This window comes from Xanthomonas sp. NCPPB 3005 (assembly GCF_041228095.2).
GTDB lineage: Bacteria > Pseudomonadota > Gammaproteobacteria > Xanthomonadales > Xanthomonadaceae > Xanthomonas_A > Xanthomonas_A bonasiae.
Genome location: NZ_CP166096.2, coordinates 4832329 through 4857486 on the forward strand (window position 1 = coordinate 4832329; position 25158 = coordinate 4857486).

The window sequence follows — 25158 nt, forward strand, 5'->3', positions numbered from 1 at the left end:
CGGGTCCTTAAAGCTGCATTCTGGAAAGCTCTTGATAGCCTTCCATCAGTCGATTCCGCACCTCCGAGAACAGCATCAGGTGCATCCGCGCCTCTTCCAGGGAAATCATCAAGTCGTGCGGCGCGATATCGTGGCCCGCGGCCAACTCGCGCACGTTCTGGTCGGCCGCGCCCAGCGCCTGATCCACCTTGACCATGCCCTGTTCGACGATGCGGCCGAAGTCGGCCGGCTGCAGCGCCGACGTCGCCACGGGCGCTTCCGTTCCGGCATGGGCCAGCAGCGATGTCACCGCTTCTATCGCCGACATGGTCACTTGCCTCCGATTTCCAACGCGCGCAGCACCATGCTGCGCAACACGTTGAAGGACCGGACATTGGCCTCATAGCCGCGACTGGCCGTCATCAGCGTGGTCATTTCGCCCACCATGTCCACCGCGGGGTAGTGCACCATGCCCTTCGCGTCGGCCATCGGATGCTTCGGATCCAGCACCGTTCGCGTCCCGAGCTCGCGCGCCGCGGACACGCCCTCGTCCTGCCCCACCAGCGTCGCGAACGATGGACCGGCCTGGGTCAGTTGGTTCGGATCGAGGGCGCGGTTGGCGACCGCGATGTTCCGGCCCGCCTCATCCATCCGCAGCCGTTCGTTCTGCATGCCTGCGCGGCTTGCTTCCAGGATTGCATCGATGCCCATCTCAGCTCCTTCCGGTAATTGCCAGGCGCATCAGGCCGAAATGCCGGCTCAGCGATTCGGTCAGCGCCTGATAGTTGAGGCCGGCCGACACGGAATCGGCGACCAGTTCGTCGAGCGAGGCCTGCGGCAGATCGTTGCGTTCGTTCACCACTACCAGGGACCCCTTGGCCGGGTCGTGCAGCAACCCGGCGACGTCCTGCGGCGTCGCGCCCGCCGCGGCTTCCAGCAGACGCGCGGCCTCGGTATCGTCGACGACGAAACGGGTGGCGCTGGAGGCGGACGCGTTGACGATGTTCCAGCCTGCGACTTCCGCTTTCAGTTTGCTTACGCCCAATGCCGTACGTACGGCATCGACGGTCAGATCGTGCGCCATGACATCTCCTATTGAATGACCAGTTCGCCGTCGAGCGCACCCGCCGACTTGATGGACTGCAGTACCGCGATCACGTCGCGGGTGGAGAGCTTCACCGCGCGCAGCGCCGAGATCAGCTCGGCGACCGTGGCGCCTTCGGCGATCTTCACCACCGGCGCGACGCCCTCCTCGGTCTTGATCTCGCTTTCCGGCACCAGCACGCTGCGGATGCCCGGACTCGGGCGGACCAGCAGGCCATCCGGTTGGGAGACGCTGTAGTGCGTCGCGATTTCCACACGCAGGTCTCCATGCGAAATGCTGACCTGCCCCACCCGAATATCGCCTCCCGCCACGACGGTGCCGGTGCGTTCGTTGATGACCACGCGTGCCGGGCGCTCCCGCGCCACGCGGACGTTCTCGACCTGCGCGATCCGGGCGACGCGATCGCCGCCATCACGGAAACGAACGACCACCTTGCCCGCGTGCTCCGCCGTGGCGGTCGCCCCCGGCACGGCACGCGTGATCGCCTCGGCGATGCGGTTGGCTGTAGTGAAATCCGCTTCTTCCAGCAACACGCTGAGCGTGCCGGGCTGACCAACCACATCCAGCGGCGCCGCACGCTCCACGGTCGCGCCAGAGGGAATCCAGCCCACGGTCGGATGGTTCTTCTGCACCGAGGCGGTGACGGCCTCGAACTGGTAGCCGCCGACGGAGATCGCGCCTTGTGCGATCGCATAGACCTTGCCGTCCGGGCCGGACAACGGCGCGAGCATGAGCGTGCCACCGGTCAAGCTGCGCGCATCGCCAGCCGAGGACACCTGCACGTCCAGCGGTTGGCCCGGCTCCGCGAATGCCGGCAACTTCGCGGTCACCAGCACTGCCGCAACGTTGCGGCTGGACAGATCGTTCAGTTCGACCGCCACCCCGAAGTTGCGTAGGGTATTGGCGACCGACTGCACCGTCGCGCGGTTGCGTGGGGAGTCGCCGGAGCCGGACAGTCCGAACACCAGCCCATACCCGGTCAGCGGATTTTCGCGGACGCCGGCAATACGGGCGACGTCCTTGACTTTGACTTCATGGCTTTCGGTCGCCGACGCAGCGCCGGCGAACAGGCCGACAAGCAAGACGAACGGATGCAGGAGTTTCATAGCACCCTCAGCCATTTCAGCACCCGATACACCATGCTCTGCCGCTGCGATTCCGCCACTGCGCCCTTTCCGTCGAACTGCACATGCGCGTTGGCCAGGCGATGCGACCAGACCGTATTGTCCGAAAGGATGTCGTCGGGTCGCACGATGCCGCTCAGCACGATGTGCTGGTCTTCCTTGTTGATGGTCAGCGACTGCTCGCCCTCGACCGCCAGCGACCCGTCGGGAAGCACGGCGGTGACCCGAACCGACAGCTGGGTCCGCAGCTCGCCGACGCGGGAGGTTTCGCCGCTGCCCTTGGTGCCGCCGGCCAGGCCCGCATCGAACGCGCCACGGTAGGCATTGTTGCCCGCCGTACCGCTCACCCGTACGTCCGATCCGGCATCGGTGGCGGCGCTGGAACGCGCACGCGCCGCTTCCAACACATTGACCGTCAGGATGTCGCCCACCCGGTATGCACGCCGATCCGAGGCAATGCCGCGGTAGGTATCGGGATTGATCAGGCTTTCCTGGGCGATGGCCACATGCGCCACGCCGAACGCCAGCAGCAGCGACGCCGCCAGGCACCACACACGTTCAGCGTTCAATCGCCACCTCCCCTTGCGCCACGACGCGCGCCTTGACCGATGCGTGCGCCCCTTCCGGCACTACGGCGATCAACTCGCCGGCCTGCCCGCCATCGATGGCCAGCGCCGGCATGCGCACCACCACTGCCCCCTGGGTCAACCGCAACATGACGCGCTCGCGCTGTTCCACCGTACGCGGCTGCTGGAAATCCGATGCCAGCACGACGTCGCCCGCGCGTACTTCCCGCCGCAGGCGCAGTGAGACCGCGGACGCCTCGTCCGTCATGGCCGGGCCGCGCTCCGTCAGCCCCGCGATATTCACGCGAGCGGATCGGGTCGCCAGCGATGCATAGGCCGTGCCCTTGGCGTAGCGGTCCGCATAGACCGGCGCCTGCGCCCACCATTTCGCCGAGAACCACACCATTCTGGTCTGCTGCGTCTTGCCATCGACCAGGATCCGCACCGGCACGCCGACCCGTGCCCGCGGCCACCCGCCTGCGATCGTGCCGGCCTCGAGCGTGATGGCGGCAGGATCCGCGTCGAGATGCGATTCGGCCGGCAGGGTCGGTTCCAGCTCCAACTGCCCGGCCACCGACGACGGCAGACCGCGCAGATAGGCGCTGGCGCACGCGACCAGGCGCTCCGGCGCCAGGGTCGTCGTCGCCGCGATCGCCCACATCGGGCATACCGCCAACAGCAGGAGCGCGAAACGGGTCATCAGCGGCGCAGGTTGTTGATGGTTTCCAGCACCTGGTCGGATGCCTGCAGCACGCGTGCGTTCAACTGGTATGCGCGCTGCGCCAGCACCAGCCCGGTCATTTCGTCGATCATGTCGACGTTCGCGGACTCCAGATAGCCCTGCTGCAGCTTGCCCGCGCCGTCCACGCCGGCCGTGGCGACGATCGGTTCCCCGGAACGGCTGCTGGCCTGGAACACGTTGTCGCCATAGGCGCTCAGCCCTTCGGTGGACGCGAAGGTCACCAGATCGATGGTGCCCAGCACGCTGCGCTCCTGGGCTCCCTCCAGCGTCGCACTGACTTCGCCCGCGCTGGAGATCAGCAGGTCGGACGCGCCGCTGGGCACCTGGATGCCAGGCGCCAGCCGCATGCCGTTGACCGCCGTCAGATAGCCTTGCGCATCCAGCCGGAACTGGCCGGAGCGTGTGTAGAAACGTTCGCCATTGGCATTCTCGAGTTCGAAGAAGCCGCTTCCGTCGATGGCCACGTCCAGGGTGTTGCGGGTGGGCTGCATCGCGCCCGCACCGAACTCCATGGTCGTGGACATGACCCGCGTCCCGCCGCCATGCAGCATGGCCGCCTGGTCGATGCCCTCGCCCGCCATCGGCACATTGGCGATTTCGGCGAAGTTCACTCGCCCGCGTTTGAAGCCGGGCGTCTGCATGTTGGCGACGTTGTTGGAAATGACGTCGATCTGCTGCTGCTGGCTACGCAGGCCGCTGGACGAGATGTAAAGCGCATCGATCATGAGAGTGCCCTGTTAGTTGTCGCCGACGCGGTTGATGCCCACGTCGAGCACCTTGTCGTAGAGAGAAATCACGCGTTGTACGGATTCGGCGTGGCGTGTCAGTTCGATCAGCTGCAAGGTCTGCTCCGCGGCATCGACGTTCGACTGCTCGACCGCGCCCTGCTCGACGGTGCCGTTCCAGTCCTGCAATGCCCCGTCGTAACGGTAGCCACCGGCCGCTGGCACCAACCGGCCGGCGTCGGAGACGTCCACCAGCAGCAGGCGCCCGAGCGACTGATCGCCGCTCCAGACAGCGCCGTCGCGCTCCACGCGGATGTCGCCCTGCGGCAACGTCAACGGGCCGCTGTCGGTGAGGACCGGCATGCCGTCGCGCGTCACCAGCATGCCTTCCGCGGAACGGACGAACGAGCCAGACCGCGTCAGCACCCGCTGCTCTCCGTCCTGCACCACGAAAAAGCCATTGCCGCGCAAGGCCAGATCGAGGCCGCGCTGGGTCTCCTTCAACGGCCCGTCGCTCAGTTGCAGCGCGCCGCGCATCCCGGAGACGGTGGCGAAATCCGGAACGCCCCGCACCGCTTGGTAGCCTGGGGTGTTGATGTTGGCCACGTTCCGACTGATGGCGTTGAGGCCGTCGACATCCGCATTCAAGCTGCGGCTGACGGCATTGATCGCGTCGGTCATGCAGCCGCCTGCAAGGAAGTACCCACGGCCGCGAACGAGCGGACCATGGTGGTGGAGGGAATCTCGTTCAGCCCGAGCACGGCAACGTGCGGCAACGAGCGCTGGATCAGTGCGCGCAACGGACGCCGCAGCGGCGACGGGCACAGCAACACCGGCTGCAGGCTCCGTCCCATCATCGTTTCAGCGGAACGCGAGAGCTGACGCACGAAACCATCCAGTTCCGCCATGTCGTTGAACAGGGAAGCACGTCCTTCCGTCGCCCGCTGGTTGCCCATCAAGGCTCGCTCGATGCCAGGCTCCAGGGTCAGCACGTTCAGCTCGCCACGCGGGTCCACGTAGCGCTGGCAGATGGTCGCGCCCAGTCGCTCGCGCACGCGTTCGGCCAGATCGGCCGGCGCCTTCATGGTGCGGCCGCAATCGAGCAGCACTTCGATGATCGCTTCGAGGTTGCGAATGCTGACCTGCTCGCGCAGCAGCATCTGCAGGGTCTTCTGGATATCCGAGTAGGTGAGCACGGCAGGTACCAGCTCGTTGAGCATCGCCGTGCCGCGTTCGCCCATCCGCGCCATCAGGCGCTCGGTTTCAGTGCGGCTGAGCAGCTCCGGGCTGTGCGTCTTCACCAGCTCGTTGAGATGGGTGATCAGCACAGTGTCCGGCTCCACCAGTGTGTACCCCGCGGTGCGCGCGCTCTGCCGCTGCTCGGGCTGGATCCACAAGGCCGGAAGACCATAGGCCGGGTCACGCGTTTCCAGCCCCTCCAGCTTGGTCTTGATGCCGCCGGGATTGATCGCCAGCACCCGGTCCGGATACAGGACGCCGTGCGCCACACGGTTGCCTTCGAGATGGAACTCGTAGCCGCTGGCATCCAGGTCCTGGCGCAGGCTCGTCTGCACCTTCGGCAACACGAACCCAAGATCCATCGCCACCTGCTTGCGCAGATTGGCGATGCGCTCGGCGAAGTCGCCGGCCGGCCCCAACAGCATGTCGTGCACCGCGCCGCCCAGCCTGATCTCGACCGGCTCGACCCGCATCGCCTGCTGCAGATCGTCCTGCGCAGCCGGAGCCGCCTCTTCTTCGGGTTCGGTCGCCGCCGTTTGCTCCTTGTTGCGGCTGAACCTGATTAGCACCGCGATGCCAGCCAGCACCAGGAGCACCGGCCACTTGGGAAAGCCCGGCAGCAGCAGGACCAGCAGCAATGCCGCCCCGACCACCAGCAATGCCTTCGGATTGGACAGGACCTGGCGCGGGATCTCCGCACCCAGCCGCGCATCGGCAGCGGCGCGGGTGATGATGATGCCGGTCGCCACAGCGATGACCAGGGAGGGGATCTGCGTGACGATGCCGTCGCCGACGGTCAGCAGGGTGAAACGCTGCACCGCCTCCGTCCAGGGCATCCCCATCTGCGCGATGCCGATCGCCAGGCCGCCGACGATGTTGATCAGGACGATGACGATGCCGGCGATGGCGTCGCCCTTGACGAACTTGGTCGCGCCGTCCATCGCGCCGTAGAAATTGGCTTCCTTCTCGATCTGCTTGCGGCGCCGGCGCGCCTCGTGCTCGTCGATGAGCCCCATGTTCATGTCGGCGTCGATGCTCATCTGCTTGCCGGGCATGCTGTCCAGGGTGAAGCGCGCTGCCACCTCGGCGACACGCTGCGCGCCGGTGGTGACCACCACGTACTGCACCACCACCAGGATCAGGAACACCACGATGCCCACGACGTAGTTGCCGCGGATCACGAACGAGCCGATCGCGGCGATGACGCGGCCAGCATCGGCGCCGTCGAGGATCAGGCGCGTGGCCGACACATTCAGCGCCAGGCGGAACATCGTGGCCAGCAGCAGCAACGTCGGGAATGTGGAGAAGTTGAGCGGCGACTCGGTGAAGAAGGTCACCAGCAGGATCAGCAGCGCCAGGCTGATGTTGATGATCAACAGCAGGTCCAGCACCACCGACGGCACCGGCACGAACAGCACCATGAGCACGCCCACGACCAGGCCCACCAGGGCCAGGTCGCGTTTGTCCTGCAGCAGGGGCGCCAGCAGTTCCTTCATGCCGCCCTCCCCAGCCCTTGTGCGTACAGCTGCCGATAGATCGGCGCCAGCTGCCCGTAGAGATCCTCGGGGACCGGCGCGTCGATCTCGCAGGCGCGGTACAGTGCGCGTGCCAGCGCCGGAACGCGGATGACCGGCACGCCCGCGCGCGCGCCGACTCCGCGGACGCGTGCCGCCATGAACCCGCGCCCCTTGGCCAGCACCACCGGCGCGCGCATGCTGCGCGGACGGTACTTGACCGCGACGGCGTAATGGGTGGGATTGGTCAGGATCACGTCGGCATCGGCCGCACGCGGCAGCGCGCGCACTTTCTTCAACAGTTCGCGGATCTGCCGGCGTTGCCGCGACTTGACCTCAGGATCGCCGTCGCGGCGCTTGGCATCGTCGCGCACTTCGCGCCGGCTCATGCGCATGCGCTTGCCATGGTCCTTGCGCACGAACAGCAGGTCGGCGAACGCCACCACCAGCAGCGCAGACAACAGATAGAGCGAGGTCGTCCAGATACCGTCCTTCAGTCTCTCTGGCAGGTCCGCGACCGGGCTCAACGCGATGCGACCGACGAAGCCGGGTGCAGCCTTCATTGCCGCATAGGCGATCAACGTCAGCAACAGCAACTTCACAACGAGCTTGCCCAATTCCCACAGGCTGCGCATCGAGAACAGCCGTTTCAACGCCGCTGCTGGATTCAGCCGCTGAGCGCTGGGCTTCAGCGGGAATGCGGTGAGGATCGGCCCGGTCTGCACGAGGTTGGCGACCACGCCGACCACCAGCAGGGCCAGCACCATCGGCATCACCGCCTGGAGCAGGCCGAAGTAGGTGCCCTCCAGCCAGCGAAACAGCCCCGACCCGATGATCGGGCCGGTACCGGCCAACAACAGGGTGCGCTCGGTTGCCTGCGTCAGGGCGGCCGCGATCGAACGCACGGTCAGCATCAGGGTCAGCGCAAAGGCGATCAATCCCACCATGCCGACCATGTCGCTGCTTTTCGCCACCTCGCCCTTGTTGCGCGCTTCCTCCAGGCGATGCTGTGTCGGCTGCTCGGTCTTGTCCTGGTCGCCAGCCATCACGGCGCTCCCAGCACGGTCGGCACCGCATCGATGGCCTGCGCAAACAACCGCCCGATCAACGCCGGCGCGTAGGCCAGGGTCAGCGCCAGCAGGCCCATCGCCACCGCGACCTTGAGCGGCAGCGCCAGAAAATAGATGTTGGCCTGCGGCATCGACCTGGACGCATACCCCACTGCCACATCGACGCAGAACAGGCCCAGCACCACCGGCGCCACCACGGCCAGCCCGCCCACGAAGCTGCTTCCCAGCATGGCCAGCAGCGCATCGGGATTCAGGGGCCGGGTCATCCGCCCCAGCGGGATGAATTGAACGCTAGACGCCACCGCCTTGAACAACACCAGGTGCAGATTCAGGGCGAAGAACAACACGGTCGCCGCGAGCATCAAGGCGTGACCGAGCAAGGATTCCTGGGTATCGCCCGATCCGGGATTGAGCAGGGCACCGGCGCTGAGTCCGGCCTGCATGTCCAGCAACCACCCACTCTTGTGCAAGGCGGCATTGGGAAGCAGGAACGCCAGGCCGAAGACCCCCCCCAGCAACAGTTCGCCCAACGCCGCAAGCAGCAGCAGCAAGGGCTGATGCAGCGACGGCAACACCTGTCCATCGGGCAACGACAACACCGTCAACCACGCGAACGCCAGCATCACCACGATCCGCACCAGCAGCGGCGCCCAGGACAACGGAGACAACCCGGGGAGCACGGTCAACGGCAGATAGCGCAACGAGGCGAATCCGAACAACACGGCCAGGGCGGCGATCGCGTCCATGCTCACATGCCCGCTGCGATATCGAACATGCGCTTGGCCAGCTCGACCGAGGTCAGGATCATCCAGCTTCCCAACATCACGATCACCACGCCGACGGCGATCAGCTTGGGGATGAAGGTGAGGGTCATCTCCTGCACCTGCGTCACCACCTGCAGGATCGAGATGAGCAGCCCCACCACCAGCGTCACCAGCAGGATCGGCGCGGACACCTTGGCCGCCGCAAGCAGCGTCTCGGCCAGCAATTGCATGGCGGTATCGGCGTCCATCCGCTTCTCTCAGCCAGCGTGCCGCGGCGCCGTCAGGCGGGCACGCAGACGCATGGCCATCTGCGCCGCATCCGCGTCGGCGACCTCGATCGCGCCGGCTAGCGCGCCTTCGGCGACCAGGGCAGCGAAATCGGCCGCCGCGGTCGCCGCATCGCCCCGGTCCTGCAGCCACAGCGTGCGCGCATAGCGCCCGCTGATGCTGCGCGGATCCAGCCGCAACGCGATGCGCATCGAGGCCTCGCCCTCGTCACGCCCTTCCAGCAGGGCCACCACCGCCAGGCCACCGTGGGATTCGGCAAAGTTGCGATCCAGCGCATGGGCCTGGCGGTAGCTGCGCTCGGCCTCGCGGCGCTCGCCACGCAGCAGGTGCAGCCAGCCCAATGCATGCCAGGTCCCGATGTGATCGGGCATCGCCTGCGTGGCGGCCTCCAGCAAAGCGCGGGCGCGGTCCAGATCGCCACGCAACATGCAGGCCTGGCCTAGCCCGGAGAGCGCGCGGCCGGAATGCGGAAACCGCGCAAGCGCGCGTTCGAAGTCCGACGCAGCGCGTTCTGCATCCTGGCGATAGAGACTCACGCTGCCGGTCGTCAGCAGCGCCTCGTGCTGATCCGGGTGATCGGCCAGGCACGCTAGTGCGGTGTCCCACGCCTGCTGCGGACGGTCGGCGTCCAGGTGCGCCAACGCGCGTAGGCCCCACGCAGTGGCATGGCCAGGATCGAGCTGCAACGCCTCGTTCAGCGCAGCATCGGCAGCCGCATCGTCGTGCTGCATCAACGCAACGCGCGCCGCGAGCACAGCGAAATCGGCCGACGGTCCGTGATGCTGCCTCGCCTCGGCCAAGGTGGCGGTCGCGCCGGCAAGATCGCGCTGGCATAGCTGGGCAAAGGCGATGTCATGCGCGATGGCAGGCACGGCTGTGCGCTGCATCAGCGTCCGCAAGATCGTTTCGGCGGACGCATAGCGCCCGCTCAGCAGGTCGACCCGCGCGCTGCGAAACGCGACGCCGGAATCGTCCCGGGTGGCGGCTGGCAACCGCGCCAGCACCCGATCCGCTGCCGCAACCTGCCCGGCGGCGATCAGCGCATCGCACAGCTGGCACGCAAGCAGCGGATTGGCGGGGTCCTGTGCCAGAAACGCGCCAAGTCGATCGATCGACAACATTGCTACATCCATGTGACGAACAGCTGCACCCGTCCCATGGACGTCGCGGCAACTGACAATTCCCTGAAGCGCCAAGACCCGCAAGCACATCAACGCCATCACGCATGACGCCCTCGCGGACGATGCGTGTCATCGATGAAGTCTTCGGCGTGTCCCCCTGACAACGCTGCCACTTTACAGGCCTTACCGGGATAGCTGTCAAGCAAATGTGAAGAAGACCTTGATCAGCGGCCACACGGCTACGGCTGATCCGCACTCGCCATTAGTTAAGGTCGAACTTTTCGTCCGCCGGCGCAAAGTGTCAGGGCATTCAGTACTTGAGGCGGGTGGCTCGGCGCTTCGCCGGGGCGCGTTAATGCGATCGGCGCCTCAATACGCCCGCTTTTGGGACCGTACCCGAGCTGTTGATCTGACGCTAGTTGCCGGTTTTGAACTTGCTGTTGCTGCTGTCCGCTGCTGCAGAGCTGTCGCGCCCCAGGTAGCTGTTGCGGTAGGTGAGGGTGTAACCCTCATCGGAGGACACGCCACTGCCCTTCTCGTTGTGCACCGGCGTGTACCGATCGCCGCGCAGGCGGCCGGCCGTGTCGTAGCCGATGCTGGCATCGCCCTGTGCTGGTAGAGCACACCGCCGCCGACGAGCCCTTGCTGCACATGTGCACTCACGACCCCGCCGGTGATGCCGCGAACCAAGCCGGCTTGGAACTGTGCGGTCGAGTTCGTCGGATCCAGGCTTCCAGTTAGCGCCGGCGCCACTTTCGCTGTAATCCCCGCACTGATCGCGCTGGCCGCCACGTTGCGCCAGCTGAACCCGACCTGGTTGCCGACCAGTTGATTGGACGCATAGGCGCTGAGGTTGCCGACCGCTTTGGTCGGAATCACCGCCATCGGGAGCCCGACCACGTCATACGTAAATCAGTCGCTTGCCAAAGGCGCCGCAAAATTCCATCAATTTGTTTCTTGACACGTCATCCGCAACAATCCCAACATAGAGCGAAGCACAACTCTTCGACAACAGAAAATCACTGAAGAAACAGCAGACTCTTGCAAGTGTGGCATGCAAATAATCACACCACTTTCCAGAGCGATAATTTACTCAGTGACTATCGCTACCAACCAAGGCCTTCAAACAATCTCCAATTCGCTCATTTAGACGTTCATCTGGCAAACCAACACCTTCCCGCTCGGGGTTAACGCCTCTATTCCAGTTAATTACCGCAGTCATTACAAATGATGGCAAGCCGTCTATTTCTTCATCCAACAGCTTGGAAATATCCGCATTCGAACTCACCTCCCCTTGCTCAATAAGCAGACGAAATACTTCACTCGGCATCATCCCAGATTTAATCAACGACCTAACTTCACTCACGGAATCACCACTGGTTTTGAAAAAACTGGCTCAATGACATTAAGTTTCACTTGAGGAACAAAAACATCTGTATATCCATACCGACTAGCCATCCGCCCAGTCCAAGTAGAGAGAGCAGCACTTTCCGGAGTCAAACCTCTTGCTATGCCCGATACGTACTGAGCCGCGTTTACGCTTTCAGTTCCGATGTGCCATTCGCCCTTGATCGAAGAGACGGTCACATTGTCGCTTCTCAGCCTGTACATCAAACTGTCAAACATGTCACTACCAGAGCCAAGTTGAGCGCGGTCGCCAAGCGCACGAATCGCAAACCTCATTTGCCCTTCAGAATCGATTGCGGCGTACAAACCATGACCCATTCCCTCAGGCGAAGGATCATGCAGCTGATAAATCTTTCCGCCGCTTCGGGTTGGGGTAGCGAAGAAATCGTCGGCGAGATTGAGACGAGGAACCAATTCGCTGCCTGCCCACCCCGCCGTCTCCTCCAGTCTCACAGCTTGCCCTATCCGAAGTTCAGGAGCAATCGCAGTCGCCAGAAGTGCACCGCCATCAAACATCGCTGCTCCCATCTGCTGGTCAGATGCTATGTCGAACCTGGGCAAGTCCATCTGGTAGCCACTCAACACCTGCGTCAGCTTTCCACCCGAGGACGCATTGACTAGGCCTTCCACGCTGTCGCTGAGGAAGTTCGCCCCCCCCTTCCACTGTCCCATCGTCAAATCAAGCGGCGAATCCGGCATCGGGAACCCGTTGTCGGCCCAGGCAAGCGCGTTTTGTGCGATGGCGCCAGCGACTCCCCTGACCGCACCCTCGCCGCTCACATGCGGCAGCTGGAAGGTGGACGCATCCAGAAGACGTTGACCAATCGCGGTTTGGCCAAGCGTCCTGTCGGTGAACGGCAAACCCATCTCTGACAAAGTGGCACGGCTTTGCAAGCTTCGCGCATTGTAGGCATCGACCAACCCATTCAACCCCGACTCGATGCCGCTGCCTGGGAAGGCATAGTTTCTCGGCGCCATGGCCGCCGATTCCACCCCCTGCATCTGCCAGCCAGACGCAGTAACGCCGGCGCCGTAGCCATTAATCCAGCTGGCCGCCGCCGGCGGACGACTCCATTGCTGGACCGCCGGCTGGCCTGCCGAACGGTTCGCATTCAGCACCACTTCCGAGGAGGTGATCCAGCGCCGACTCTCCGCGCTCCATACCATGCTGTCCCAATCGCCCGTCGAATTGCGATGCATGGTCACCTGAATCGGATCCATGTCGGTCATCGCGGTCCCGCCGCCTTCCAGGGACGCCAGCGCATACGGATAGCGGCTCCGGAAGTCTCTGTCATCAGCGACCACGGCGGCAGTACCTGCAGAGCGTCCCACGGCGTTGGCCAACGCATTGCCAAACGCATCGGCAGTGATCGCCGCGTAGTCCACGTCACCGCCGATCAGGCCCTGGCGCACATGCGCGCTCACCACACCGCCGGTGATGCCGGCCAGCATGTCGCCCTGCATCGAGTCCGGATTGACGTTGAACCCGCGACCCAGCGCAGGCGCCACCTTCGCCGTGATCCCCGCGCTGATCGCGCTGGCTGCCACGCTGCGCCAGCTGAACCCGACCTCGTTGCCGACCAACTGGTTGGCCGCATAAGTGCTGAGGTTGCCGACCGCGCCCGTCGCCATCGCACGCACCACAGGATTGGCCAGTGCCGAGGCGCCGCTGCTCGCAGCGCCAAACCCCGCCGTCGCCGCGCCCGCCACCGTGCTGGCCGCCACGCTGCGCCAGCTGAAGCTGGTCGCGCCCATCGCGCTGCCGACACCCTGGCTGGCTACGCTTCCGGCAAAGGCGCCCGCCGCGCCGCCGACGACCGCCGCGGTGGTGCCGTAGGTCCCGGCCAACACGCCCGCACCTGCGGCGAACGTTCCTGCAGACCCTGCCGTGACCGCAGCCGTTGTTCCTGCAGCAACCGTGGCCGTGCCGGTCGCCGCGGTTGCCGCCGACCCCATCGCCGCGCCCGCCGCACCGGCTGTGTACACCGTCACCACCACCGCTACCACGACCATGATGATCGTCGCCAGCGACCCGCAGCCGCTGTCGCTCGGTGGATTGATGTACGGCAAGGCCGGGCTGGTCGAACCCACCGCCTCGCTGGCGTTGAACGGCCTGAACGTGTTGGCGTCGTTGGCCGCGGTCTTCACGTCCGGCACCGTCAGCGTCGAGCCGACCACCAGCCCGCTGTCGTCGTCCAGCGCGTTGGCATCGGCCAGCACGTACCACAGGTTGGCATTGCCGTAGAGCCGCTGCGCCAGGCTGCGCAGCGTGTCCCCGGCCTGCACCGTGGCCTTGGTCGTGCCGGCCTCGCTCACGTCGTAGGCCGGGGTCCGGCCCAGCACGTCCACCTTGCCGTCGTAACGGCCCGATGCCACGTTCTGGCCGTTGACGTAGGCATAGACCTGCGTGCGCAGCACCGCCGCGTCGTCCTGGGTGAAGGCCCCGTTCTTGATCGTGCCCTCGATGCGCCGCAGGATGTTGCCTTCCTGGTCCAACCCGAAGTAGCGCACCCGGTCGTCGATCTTGCTGCTCGGCGTCTGCTCGCGTACCGCCACCAGACGGCCCCAGTCGTCGTAGCTGCTGGTGCTGTTGCTGGTCTTGAACTTGCTGTTGGTACTGCTGCCGCTGACCACCTGCTGCAGGTAGCCCTCGCGCCCGATGTAGGTGTTGCGATAGGTGTGGGTATAGCCCTCGTCGGTGGACACGCCGCTGCCCACTTCGTTGTGCAGCAATGTGTAGCGGTAGCCGCGCAGGCGGCCTGCGACGTCGTAGCCGATGCTGGCATCGCCCTGTTGCTGGTAGGTCACCGTGCTCAGCAGGGTCAGGCCTTCGTAGCCGTCGGCCGGCGCCGCGTCACCGTCCGCTCCGCCGAGCGGGCGTCCGTAGGCCCGCTGCGCGATCAGGCGGCCATCGCCGTCGTACTGGCTGACGTCGATGTGCTTGGGCGCACCCGCATCGTCGTACATGCGTCGCTCCAGCACCCGGCCATTGGCGTCGTAGCTGCTGGTCTCCAGCACCCGCCAGATATTGTCCGGCATCTGCTGCAGCACCTGGGTCAGGTGGCCGCGCGCGTCGTAGACCATCTGCTGGCGCTTGAGCGTGCCGTTGTCGTAGAAACTGCGCGTGGCCACGTTGCCGGCGGCATCGTAGTTCTGGGCGAAGCTCACGTCGTCGCTGGAGACAACGATCTGCCCGTTCACCAGCGCGCCGTTGCTCACCGTCATCCGGTTCTCGGCATCGTAGCCGTACCAGTAGGTTTTGGTGATCGCAAGTTCGCCGTCTGCACCGTCGGAGACGAACCCCCAAGTGAAGTCGTCCACATTCAGCGCCGCGCCCGGGTTCTTCTTCGCGCTGGCGCCGATGCCCATCGACACCGCACCTGCCGGCACCTTGACCGTCACCGAGGATTTTTTCCACTCGCCGTTCGAGCCGCTATTGACGGTATTGCCCGCCGACCAAGACTTACCCTCGCCGCCCGGCAGCATGTTGCCGTCGGCGTCGTACCAGATGATCAGCACACGCGCGGCGGCATCGCCCGCGTCGGAGCCGCCTTGCTGCACCTGTACACTGGCCGTGACAGTCTGCCCGGCCACGACCGCAACGCGCTTCTTGTTGACGATGCTCTGCGGCCCACTGGTGGTACCGTCGAAGCGCGCGCCCCAGGTGCCGGTGTGGGCCTGGCCGCCATCGGTGAGCTGACGGATGCTCCAGCTTTCGCCGAGGATCCAGTCGCGATCGCCCTCCTCGAAGCCGGCATTGAGCGGCTGCTCGCCCGCCGGATTGTAGGAACTGCCGACCTGGATGCGACGTCGGTTGCCGACCGCGTCGTAGGCGTAGCGGGTATCGAGGATCCGGCGACCATCGGCCAGATCGTCCTGCACGATGCGCTCGATGCGGTTGTGCGCATCGTAGGTGGTGATGGTACGCAGGTGTAGCGTGCGACCGCTGGCGTCAGTGGCCTGGGTTTCTTCCAGTGTCCGGTTGCCATTGGCATCGTAGTCGTAACGGGTTCGGTTGGTCGTGCCCGACGACGTAAGCTCGGACACCTCCAGCAGAAGCCCGTTGGCCGCGTACTTGTAGCTGCGCGTTCCCTTGGTACCGACAGGCGTGGGCGGCGCGTCGTCCTGCCCGACGGAACCGCCGGACGTTTGCGTTGTCGTGGTTTGCGGGGTCTGCCGCTGCCCATTGTCGACCGATTGCGACAACAGCTGCCCGCTCGCCGCATCGTAGACGTAGTCGTAGTCGTAGCCACTAAGGTCGTTGTGGTCGACCAGGCGGTTGAAGTAGTCATATCGCCAGGTCTGCTCATTGGGTCGCAGCTGATCGCCATCACGATCGGTGATCCACGGCACGTCACCACTGAAGCCAGCGAGGCCAGGATCGGCTAGCGCGTTGGTCTCCCGGATCTTGTTGCCGTGGACGTCGTAGGCATACGCCATGGCCACACCCTCAGCCGACCGCGTCCAGAGCAGGCGCCCCTTGCTATCGTAGCGGTTGGCGACCGTCTTACCCTGGGCATCGGTCACCGTGAGCCGGTTGCCGTTCCGGTCCAGGGTGTACCGTTCCAACTCCGCCCAGGTATGACCATTGCTTCCGGCGGTAGTGTCGCTGAACGCAACGATCTGCCCGGCACTGTTGTAGTCGCGCCGGATGATATGACCCATCGGATCCTGCGCGAGAATCTGCCGCCCCAGCGCATCGTAGGCAAACTTGATGACGCTACCGGTCCCGTCGATTTGCCGTTTGAGCAGGCCGTTCTCGTACTCGTAGCGGCGGACATTCCCATTTGCGTCGCGAGTAGCGATTAGGCGACCCGAAGCGTCGTAGTACCAGGAGGTCTGTGGCCACTGCATAACCTCTTCACCGCTGGCACTCACCACCTTGACCCCAGGGCGGGCTTCGAAGACGACCTGGTTGAGCTCGTTGTAGTCGTAGTAGGTCGTTGCGCCACGGGCATCGGTACTGGACCAGACATTGCCCCAGCGGTCGTAACTCTGACTGGTACTCGTCGTGGTACCGGGAGTGATCCCAGGACGCTGCTGCCGAATCACGCGCCCTAGGTTGTCGAACGTATTGAGCGTGGTCACGACAATGGCCACACCGCCGGAGGCGGGCATGACCGCGTGTTGCTCGCTGATCTGCCTGCCGGCCGCATCGTAACCGTATGTACGCACCACGCCATCGCCTGCATTGGAGCTCAACAGGTGGCCGTAGGTGTCGTAGGTGTAGTGCTCGGAGTAGTCCGCCGCCTGGTTCGACGCACCGATCTCCGAGCGTTTGTGTACTATCTCGCCGAAGGTGTTGTACTGGACCTGCTCACTGGCGTCGATCTGCAATCCAATTACCATCTCTCCCATGAAGCTCTGGCGCGCCGTCTGCATGGTCAGCTGACGGCCCATCGCATCGTAGGTGTAGGAAGTGACGGTGTCGGCCCAGCGGCCGTCGTTTCCAGAACTGTAGCTTTCCGAAAGAATGCGATCAGCGGAATCGAACGTGCGCGTCTTCATCGTTCCGTAAGCGTCGCGCTCCCAGACGTTGCGTCCCTGGCGATCATAGCCAAAGCTGCGGACGACATCATCGCTGGATATCTTTGCCCACATCTCGCCAGTACGCCACCCCAGCGCATAAGCGCGCGATTGCACCATATTTCCGAATGCGTCGTAAAACATCGCTGTATACGGCGAAGTGGACTGATACAGCGTGATATCATCGAGATCGGTGAAATTGCCCGTCGCCAGCACTGAGTCGCGTGCCGTCGCCAAGACGTTACGGATGCCTTCCTTGGTCGACGTCACCCTGCCCGAGGCGTCGTAGGTCATGCTCACCGTCGCGCCGTTCACTGTGGACTGTAGCAGGTGCCCCTCGGCGTCGTAGGCGAAGGTACTGACCGACGACGGAGCCTGCGTCACGCCAATGTCCGCTGGCGAACCCTGAGGCAGGTAGCGATCGACCGACTCGCTGATCTTACGGCCAGCGGCGTCGTAGCTCCAGGTAGTGCGGCGGTTCCAGACCACCATCCCCTCCACCGGAGTAGCCGGCGGGGGCGGTTGTGCTATCGATATTTCGCCCTGGACCGGCTGCGTGTACTCGACCTGCTCGATCAACTCGCCGTTCGCAGAATAGGCGTAGGTGGTCAGATAGCGCTCCGCGTCAACGGAGGCGATCTTTCGATTCTCTTTATCGTAATAAAAGTACGTCGTTGCCCAGATACCATAACCCAACTCTGGATCGTAGTCCCCTTCCCCTTCGCTCAAACGGACGGACTGCTTTACGACGTTCCCAAATACGTCGTAACTATAGGTAGTTGTGCCAACCGCCCTGCTTAGAGCAGCCTCCAGACTGAAACGATCCGTGTGCGAGCCCAGTTCATCGCTTGGCAGTTGATAGCCAGGAGGCAGGGTAAACACATTCGCCTTCTGCCCAGCCGTGTTGTATCGAGTGTAGACACTGCGATCCAGATCTTCCGAGTGCTGTATCTGGCTCGCGATGTCAAGACTGCTTGCGACCTGCCCGGCCGTCAGGCTGATGGGAGTTGCGAAGCGCGTGAGCACCACTTGATTGCCCAATGCGTCGTATTCGTAGCCCGTGACGCCGCCATTCTGATCGACCTCATAGGCGAGCAGTCCGCGCGCGTCGTAGGCCTTGTAGGTGAAGTTGCCACGTACATCCTTCTGCATGACAGCGCGTCCCAACGCGTCATACGTCACCTCGACGGTCGGGTGTGTCCCCGATGGCGCGATCGTGCCATCGCCCTGCGCAATGCCGGCATCCGGAAAGATGATCCTGACCTGGTTTCCGCGATTGTCGTACTCGTACTGGGTGATGCGCGGCGCGCCGCCATCGGCATCCTCCCAGCGCGCGGTAACGTTGCCTTGCGCATCGTAGAACGTACGGTTGACGATCGCGCGCTCGACGTACGAAATGCTAAAGCCACTATTTTTAGAGACCGACGCGACCACAGTCGGCGGCGCGATCTCGGCGATGCGCCTGCCAGCCGCATCGTACTGATAGGTCCAGACCTTGCCATTGCGATCCTGGCGGCTTGCCAGCAACCCCGTGCCGTCATAGGTGAACCGCTCGGCCTGATTCAGGCCATCGTACTTGGCGATGACTCGGCCAGCAGCATCGTAGTCGGCCTTACTCGAGACGAAGGCTGCGCCCTCCAATCTAAACGACATATCCGCGGCAGATCCCGGCCTCCCCTCGATCCTGCTCGCAAATTTGCGGACTTCCACGACATTACCAACCGCATCGTAAACGCGCTGCTCGACCTCACCGGATCCGCCGACGCTATAAACCTTCCTTCCAGCGCCATCGTACAGCGCGAACGAATACCGATCCGGCGATGAATCTGGAGATCCATTCAAATCTCTAGTGATAACACCACTCTGTATTTCAGACTTGCTATATTCCGAGAATGACCGACCCCAAGATGGCGCGAGAGTTTTCGCATACTCAATGCTCTCAACCAGATTGTTCGCGCCGTCATATATATACTCAACAACGGCGCCAGCACTACCTCCCGCAACCCCAATCTTGCTGATCTCATACTTTACCCGACCAGCACCATCATAAAAATAAGATTTTTCATTGAATGCCGCCTGCTGCAATACCTGCCACTCAATGAAGCGCTCCATGGTCGCCACGGAAAAATTTCCAGAGTCCAAGTACTCTCTATTGCTTGCGTATTGCTCTCCACTCTGCAACGGGAAATACATAGAACTATCGGGCACGAACCGAGCGTTGAACTGACGGAACTGATTAATCCTCCCATAATAGTCATATGAGTATCTGGAGAATGCCCCAGCGCCATCGATGGTGTACGCTAGTCGGCCGCTGCTGTCATAGACGTTCCAACTGATCTTGTCCTTGGCGTCGCTCTCGACCAGCCCCAGCACCGATGCATCGGCCAACCCGGACTGAAGTTTTGCCCTGAGGTCGTCTGACAAGGAGATGGCGGCTGCCAGGTCCCTGGTCTTGGACAGGCGGCCAGCAGCGTCGTACTTGAAGGCGCGCACCGCCCCTACGCCGTCGATGGAGTAGTTCAAATACCCATCTTTGCCGAAGACACTGAATGCCTGGATGTCCTTGGCATCGTTGCGCTGCACCCTGCCATCGACATAGGCAAAGCTGACGGCGAGCGAGGCGTCCGCTAGATCGATCGCCTGCGCATACTTCCGCGACGCAACCAAACGCCCATCGGCGTCATAGTAATTGCGGACGACGCCACCGGCGCCATCCACGGCGAACACCACATGATTGGCCTCATCGTAGACGAAGCGCTGAATCTTGCCGGCCGGGTCGGTCTTGGCGACGACGTTGCCATTGCTGTCGTAACTGTAGGTGGTCACTAGGTTGAGGCTTCCCGGTGCGACGGTTTCGCTGACCCGGCGCCCGGTTGCATCGTAGGCGTACGCCGTGGTCCGCGCGTCCGCCGTGCCGGCGCCCTGGGTCACCGACAACTGACGTCCCAACGCATCCCAGGTGTAGGTGGTCCGTAGCGCCAGTTCATCCGGATCCTGGATCGTCTCCAGCAAGTTGCCGGCCGCGTCATACTGCATCGCCGTCACTCGACCCGACGCATCGACGGTCCGGATATTCCTGCCCAGCGCGTCGTAGCTGTAGGACGTGGTCAGCGCCAGGTAGTCGGAACTACTGGATCCGTAGTTGGGATCCACCGTGGTCTGCGCCAACCTGCCTCGGTCGTCGTAACTGTAGAGGATGGTCTTGCCGCGACCTTGTTGCTGAATCAGCAGGCCACGGTTGTCATAGGTGTACCAGACCCCTCCTAGCTTGGGATCTTCGTCGGAGATCACCCGCCCATCTGCATCATAGGTATAGCGATGGTTGTCCACGCCCTTGACGCTGACGATGCGCCCCTGGGAATCACGAATGGTTTCGGTCACGCGTCCTTCCGCCGTCAACGCCTTGACCGACCGGATCTTGTCGTCGTAAACGTAGGTCGTGACGTTCCCCATCGGATCGGTCTGCCGGGTGATCCGTGACAGCCCGTCGTAAGCGATGGTACTCGTTGCGCCAACCCCATCGATGACGCGCGTGGTCGCCACCTCCCGTCCCAGGCGATCATAGGTATGGGACACGGTATTTCCGCGCGGGTCGACCTCGGCGACTACGCGGCCGAATGCGTCGTATTGAAAGGCCTTGGTCAGGTTCAGCTTGCCGGCGCCGGTATCCTCGACCTGGCTGGTCCTCAGCCCACGCTTGTCGTACGTGTAGTGCGTCGAGGTCGCCAGCGCTGTACCGGAAGCTTTTTCTGCATCTACCAGTTCGCCGAATTGATTGTACTTGTAGCGCGTGACCGCACCAACAGCATTGGTTTCAGTAAGCAGCCGCCCCAATCTGTCATGAGTGGATGTCATTGTGACAGTGCGGCCGTACTTCGCAGAATTTGGCCTAACAAGCTTTATTGCTGCAAGTCCGCCCTCAAGGGTTCCTGCCGGCTGCCATGGAACACGCTTTATATAGCTTGCACGAAACTCCAGCTCTCCGAAGTGATTATATGCAAATTCCGTCAATTCAGCTTCAGCATTGGCGACCCCTGCTGCGTCGCGCACCCCATTTACTACGTAACGCAGCTTCCCATTGCTTAGATATATGTAGTATGTTTTTTCACCTCCAGGGCCTCTACTTAAGATTAGACGCCCTTCAGCGTCATAGGTATTGGTAGTACCAAGCTCCAGGAATACCTGCTGAATCTCGTCCTCAGGCATATCCGGACCCAACACCGACGCTCCTTGAGCACCGAGCTCGGCAACCAGATTCCCGAAAGCATCGTATCGCCGAAACGACAGCTTCGATGTTCCATCGGCATCACGGACTGCGGTCGACTGTAGCCGCCCTGCATCGTCGTAAAAATACTCCAGTGTGACGCCCGAACCGATCCAGTTTTCAGCTTGATTTGTTTCTACTGCGACTAGCTCTCCTAGCTCATTATAGAGTTCCTTACGCACGGCAATTGTTTCGGCCGGATCAGCAGCTGTCGCTAGCGCCGCCCCCCAAGCTGTGGTTAAACTCGTCTCCCGATAGAACTCGGCAATCGGAAGCTTGGCAACCTGCTTCATCTTAGTATTGCCGTCATCACTCTCGGTGTAGCGGGTCATATAGCCTTCGCTATCGATGACACCAGCGACCGTGCCCAAGCCGGTGTAAAAGTACGTCGTCTTCTGATCGCTGGATCGACCCTGCGGAATTAACTCCGTCATCGACTCCTTGTCACGCAGCGCGAGATCCACTTTTGTGACATACTTGATCTCGTGAATAGTTTTTCCAAAATAGTTGTTGATGCGGCGGGTCAGATATCCTTCTGCATCTAGCGACCCCTCATTATTTCCCAATGCATCATAGAAGTAGCGTGTAACACGCGCTTCAGAGTCCGTCCCTTGAACTGCCTTAACTAGTTGTCGTTTCCCGTCGTACTGATAGCTCAAAACAGCACCGGAACCATCGATCTGACTTATTAGAAGACCAGCATCATCGTAGTTGTAACGAGTCGCACGGTCGTTTTCAGGATCGGCATTAATTTTAAGATCGCCAAGACTCTTCGGAATTGAGCCGAGGTCACCCATCCAAGATGATGTATTTACCCCATTATTATATGCAATGAAACGTATACGCCGATCAGCACCATCATATTCATTAACGAAGACATTCAATGCCGCATCGATTGTTGCTGACAGCCTGCCCTTGGAATCGTAAAAGTAGTATGACCACATGCCCCTAAAATCTTTGGTGGCACGCAGCCGCCCAAGCTCGTCGTAGACGTTCTGGCTGACATGCGTCTCCATGACGCCATTACTCATCCCCGATTCGCTTATCGATACTACTCGCCCCTGATCATTGCGCGTCTCCGTCCGGACCATGCCAGCATCGGAGGTAATCTGTGTCTGGCGACCAGAATCAGCGTAAAAGTATGTCGTTTGCCGCGTCATTACGTCATAGGCAGTGGGATCACTCGCAGCCAATTCGGTGGTCGCAGCGGAACCGTGACGCAGCGTGCTTAGCAGCCGCCCCATCCCGTCATAGACGTAGTCGGTGATCTCACTTAGCGGATCGGTGGCCGCCATTGGATCAGCGGATCGGCTAGCGCCGTGCACGATTACCTGTTGCCGCAATAGCCCTTGAGCGTCATACGTATAGCGTGTGATCTTCGCAAAGGCGTTCAACTCGCCTTCCCCCGACGAACCGACTGCTTCGTACTGCAGCTCTTGCACCAACTGCCCACGAGCATCGTAGGCATAGGCGGTCACGTTGCCGGCCGCCTTGTTGTCCTGTGCCCATTGCGCAAGCTCCGCCTCGGCCGGCGCAGCAAGGGAACCAGTGTAGTGTGCGAACCCGGTACCACCGTTGTAGGTGATGGTCGCGCTCTTCTGCCCGATGCCATTGCCCGAGGTCGCGTATCGGATCTCGGTCACGGCTCCATAGGAGTTGACGATGAACCGCACGCGGTCGCGCTCGTCGTAGACGTAGGTCGTCTTGGTGCCGACGGCATCCTGCAGGCCGGTCCTGCCGGGATCGACATCTGTGTAGGTGGTTTCGCTCAGCACCTGGTTGGTGGCGCTGTAGATCCGATGCGTGGCGCGTCCTTCGCCGTCCCACTGCCACAGGCGGTTGCCGCGCTCATCGTAGCGGTTGTCCACCCGCGCCAACATCTCATCACCACGGGTCTGCTTGCTTTGCACCAGGTTGCCGGCGACGTCGTAGGTGTAGGTCGTCAGGTCGCGCAGACCGTCGATGGAGGGGCCTGCCTGCTGCACCAGGCGCCCCGCACTGTCGTATTGGTAGCTCCAAGGCTGGCCGTTGCCGTCGGTGACCTGGGTGGTCAGCGTCGAGGCGTCGTAGGAGAAGATGCTCTTCTGCGCCTGCTCGCCTGCGCCATAGACGACAGTCTTCACCTTGCCGTCGGCATAGTAGTCGTAGCTGACGAGGAAGCCGTCGCTCTGGCGCACGCTGGCGATGCGCAGGGTATCGCCCGCATAGCTGTATTCGGTGCGGAAGCGCAGGCCATCGTTGCTCGCCAGGTTTACCGCGTCCCAGGCGTTGTCGGCTGCATTACCGGGGGTCAGGTCGGTCACGACGGCGGTCAGCCTGCCCAGCGCGTCGTACTCGTACGCGGCCTGCGTCAGTTCCACGCCGTTCTCTCGGGTCGACAGGCCTGTCAACCGGCCTTGCGCATCGTAGGCGAACAACATGGCATCGCCGGCCTGCGAACCATTGGCGGCCCGCACCTTGATGACGCGGCCGGCGCTGTCGTACACGACGTCGAACGCCGCGGGCGTTGCCGCGTCGGTGGTGGTGGAGACGATCTTCAGCAAGCGCCCGCGCAGGGCGCCGTCGGCGTGGTCTGCATATACCTCCTGCTGCCGGGTACTGCCCTCGGTGTAGGTCCAGGTCTTGGCGCCAGCGTCCCAGACGATGTTGTCCTTCGCGCCGCTGCCCGCCGTGGTCTGGTAGCTCTGGCTGTCGGCGTCGTAAAGGAACTCTACGGACTGGCCATCGCCCATCTGCAGCCTGACCTTGCTGTCGCTGGCGCCCAGCGTGCCGACCAGCTCCACACGTCGTTCGAAGCCGGTCACCCAGCCATCGCTGCCCGTGTCCGACAACTGGCCGAAGCTGTTGTAGGTCCGCACCATCGAAATCGGCAATCCCCGGAAATTCAGGAACTCGTCGCGCCCCTGCAGCACCAGGTTGCCGTTGGCCACATTGATGAACTGCCGGTCCTGTCCACGGCCCAGGCCCGCCGCCCCGCCGTTCGCGGCGCCCAGCTTGGACAGCGAGCTATCGAACAGACCGAGCCCATTTCCCGTGAAGACAGCCACCATGTGAATCGCTCCTTGGTTGATCGGAACGGGGCGCTTCTTGCCCCTACTCCTCTATCAATCCCAGGTAGCGCAAATAAGTTTAGTGGCCGGCCCACGGTGTCATGGAGCCATGTTCAGGCTTATGGCTTTTCGAACTAAAGTCAATCGCTTCAGATAGATAGCGATCTCGTCGCGAGCGGCTGTTCGCCAGGGGCTCAAATGTGCCGCCCACGACCACGGTGCCCCGAGAGCGATGCCCTGGACGCCAGAGCGTTTGCCCCTCAGGGGTGATCTAGGTTCCCGGCGCCTTCTGCAGATCCCGGACCAGGGCACTGAGCGAGTGCATCGCAGGGTCGTGCCGATCGAGCTCCTGCTCGATACGCTCCATCAGCTGTTGCCACTGTGGCTGCTCGCGCAGCTGCGGGCCGAACTGCCACAGCAGGACCGTGCGTATCAACGCCGGCCGTACCCGCTTGACCGCCATGGGGTCATCGGCCGCGACCAAGGCGACCAGATCCGACAGCTGACCACGTAGTTGGGCCACCGATGGGCGTTCTCCTCGGGCTTGCTGCTCTGCCGCCGCCGTGCGTGCATCGCTGGCAACACCCAACTTGCCCAACGCTCCGCGTTTTACGGCCTCACCCCGAATGGCCGCGATAAGGGCTGAAGTGGGAGAAAGCCGATCGATCGCCATG

16 protein-coding genes are annotated in these 25158 nt (G+C 62.9%); all 16 read right to left on the reverse strand.

The features are described from left to right. Positions 1-7: 7 nt before the first annotated feature. The 16 genes from AB8810_RS20960 to AB8810_RS21035 all read right to left on the reverse strand — a co-directional run bounded on the left by AB8810_RS20960 (position 8) and on the right by AB8810_RS21035 (position 25157). Entirely contained in the window at positions 8-307 is a 300-nt protein-coding gene (locus AB8810_RS20960) for a flagellar hook-basal body complex protein FliE (RefSeq protein WP_369914763.1), read from the reverse strand. 2 nt (positions 308-309) lie between these two features. Next, on the reverse strand, positions 310-690 hold the full coding sequence (locus AB8810_RS20965; RefSeq protein ID WP_369914765.1) for a flagellar basal body rod protein FlgC: 381 nt from the start codon (positions 688-690) through the stop codon (positions 310-312). Position 691: 1 nt separating this feature from the next. Continuing rightward, positions 692-1063, reverse strand: a complete 372-nt coding sequence (locus AB8810_RS20970) for a hypothetical protein (protein WP_369914766.1) — start codon at positions 1061-1063, stop codon at positions 692-694. Between the two features lie 8 nt (positions 1064-1071). Further along, complete coding sequence (locus AB8810_RS20975; protein WP_369914767.1) at positions 1072-2190, reverse strand: flagellar basal body P-ring protein FlgI; 1119 nt, start codon at positions 2188-2190, stop codon at positions 1072-1074. Further along, positions 2187-2762 (reverse strand): flagellar basal body L-ring protein FlgH, encoded by a 576-nt coding sequence (locus AB8810_RS20980; RefSeq protein WP_369914768.1) that lies wholly within the window; start codon positions 2760-2762, stop codon positions 2187-2189. The genes AB8810_RS20975 and AB8810_RS20980 overlap by 4 nt, the downstream gene beginning before the upstream one ends. A 4-nt stretch (positions 2763-2766) precedes the next feature. After that, the gene (locus AB8810_RS20985) at positions 2767-3474 is read right to left on the reverse strand and encodes a flagella basal body P-ring formation protein FlgA (protein WP_369914769.1); all 708 of its coding nucleotides are present in this window, start codon (positions 3472-3474) and stop codon (positions 2767-2769) included. Then, positions 3474-4241: a flagellar hook-basal body protein gene (locus AB8810_RS20990; RefSeq protein ID WP_369914770.1), complete on the reverse strand. Its 768-nt coding sequence runs from the start codon at positions 4239-4241 to the stop codon at positions 3474-3476. The genes AB8810_RS20985 and AB8810_RS20990 overlap by 1 nt, the downstream gene beginning before the upstream one ends. Positions 4242-4253: 12 nt before the next feature. Continuing rightward, a complete protein-coding gene (locus tag AB8810_RS20995; RefSeq protein WP_369914771.1) occupies positions 4254-4922 on the reverse strand; it encodes a flagellar hook-basal body protein in 669 nt (222 codons plus the stop codon). Further along, positions 4919-6976 (reverse strand): flagellar biosynthesis protein FlhA, encoded by a 2058-nt coding sequence (locus AB8810_RS21000; protein WP_369914773.1) that lies wholly within the window; start codon positions 6974-6976, stop codon positions 4919-4921. The genes AB8810_RS20995 and AB8810_RS21000 overlap by 4 nt, the downstream gene beginning before the upstream one ends. Next, positions 6973-8040, reverse strand: a complete 1068-nt coding sequence (locus AB8810_RS21005) for a flagellar biosynthesis protein FlhB (RefSeq protein ID WP_369914774.1) — start codon at positions 8038-8040, stop codon at positions 6973-6975. Before AB8810_RS21005 ends, AB8810_RS21000 begins: the two co-directional genes overlap by 4 nt. Then, positions 8040-8810: a flagellar biosynthetic protein FliR gene (locus AB8810_RS21010; RefSeq protein ID WP_369914775.1), complete on the reverse strand. Its 771-nt coding sequence runs from the start codon at positions 8808-8810 to the stop codon at positions 8040-8042. The genes AB8810_RS21005 and AB8810_RS21010 overlap by 1 nt, the downstream gene beginning before the upstream one ends. 2 nt (positions 8811-8812) lie before the next feature. After that, positions 8813-9076, reverse strand: a complete 264-nt coding sequence (locus AB8810_RS21015; protein WP_369914776.1) for a flagellar biosynthetic protein FliQ — start codon at positions 9074-9076, stop codon at positions 8813-8815. A 9-nt stretch (positions 9077-9085) separates the two neighbouring features. Then, the gene (locus AB8810_RS21020) at positions 9086-10237 is read right to left on the reverse strand and encodes a tetratricopeptide repeat protein (RefSeq protein ID WP_369914777.1); all 1152 of its coding nucleotides are present in this window, start codon (positions 10235-10237) and stop codon (positions 9086-9088) included. A 1093-nt stretch (positions 10238-11330) separates the two neighbouring features. Then, complete coding sequence (locus AB8810_RS21025) at positions 11331-11570, reverse strand: hypothetical protein (RefSeq protein ID WP_372530399.1); 240 nt, start codon at positions 11568-11570, stop codon at positions 11331-11333. Between the two features lie 29 nt (positions 11571-11599). Then, positions 11600-24484, reverse strand: coding sequence for a DUF6531 domain-containing protein (locus tag AB8810_RS21030; RefSeq protein WP_369914779.1), 12885 nt, complete (start codon positions 24482-24484; stop codon positions 11600-11602). 271 nt (positions 24485-24755) lie between these two features. Beyond that, positions 24756-25157, reverse strand: coding sequence for a hypothetical protein (locus tag AB8810_RS21035; protein WP_369914780.1), 402 nt, complete (start codon positions 25155-25157; stop codon positions 24756-24758). Between the last annotated feature and the right edge of the window lies 1 nt (position 25158).

Bases quoted from the DNA above. Each gene is read 5' to 3' on its own strand.
- AB8810_RS20960 (WP_369914763.1), bottom strand. From the start codon at position 307: ATGTCGGCGATAGAAGCGGTGACATCGCTGCTGGCCCATGCCGGAACG.
- AB8810_RS20965 (WP_369914765.1), bottom strand. From the start codon at position 690: ATGGGCATCGATGCAATCCTGGAAGCAAGCCGCGCAGGCATGCAGAAC.
- AB8810_RS20970 (WP_369914766.1), bottom strand. From the start codon at position 1,063: ATGGCGCACGATCTGACCGTCGATGCCGTACGTACGGCATTGGGCGTA.
- AB8810_RS20975 (WP_369914767.1), bottom strand. From the start codon at position 2,190: ATGAAACTCCTGCATCCGTTCGTCTTGCTTGTCGGCCTGTTCGCCGGC.
- AB8810_RS20985 (WP_369914769.1), bottom strand. From the start codon at position 3,474: ATGACCCGTTTCGCGCTCCTGCTGTTGGCGGTATGCCCGATGTGGGCG.
- AB8810_RS20990 (WP_369914770.1), bottom strand. From the start codon at position 4,241: ATGATCGATGCGCTTTACATCTCGTCCAGCGGCCTGCGTAGCCAGCAG.
- AB8810_RS20995 (WP_369914771.1), bottom strand. From the start codon at position 4,922: ATGACCGACGCGATCAATGCCGTCAGCCGCAGCTTGAATGCGGATGTC.
- AB8810_RS21000 (WP_369914773.1), bottom strand. From the start codon at position 6,976: ATGAAGGAACTGCTGGCGCCCCTGCTGCAGGACAAACGCGACCTGGCC.
- AB8810_RS21005 (WP_369914774.1), bottom strand. From the start codon at position 8,040: ATGGCTGGCGACCAGGACAAGACCGAGCAGCCGACACAGCATCGCCTG.
- AB8810_RS21010 (WP_369914775.1), bottom strand. From the start codon at position 8,810: ATGGACGCGATCGCCGCCCTGGCCGTGTTGTTCGGATTCGCCTCGTTG.
- AB8810_RS21015 (WP_369914776.1), bottom strand. From the start codon at position 9,076: ATGGACGCCGATACCGCCATGCAATTGCTGGCCGAGACGCTGCTTGCG.
- AB8810_RS21020 (WP_369914777.1), bottom strand. From the start codon at position 10,237: ATGTTGTCGATCGATCGACTTGGCGCGTTTCTGGCACAGGACCCCGCC.
- AB8810_RS21025 (WP_372530399.1), bottom strand. From the start codon at position 11,570: ATGATGCCGAGTGAAGTATTTCGTCTGCTTATTGAGCAAGGGGAGGTG.
- AB8810_RS21030 (WP_369914779.1), bottom strand. From the start codon at position 24,484: ATGGTGGCTGTCTTCACGGGAAATGGGCTCGGTCTGTTCGATAGCTCG.
- AB8810_RS21035 (WP_369914780.1), bottom strand. From the start codon at position 25,157: ATGGCGATCGATCGGCTTTCTCCCACTTCAGCCCTTATCGCGGCCATT.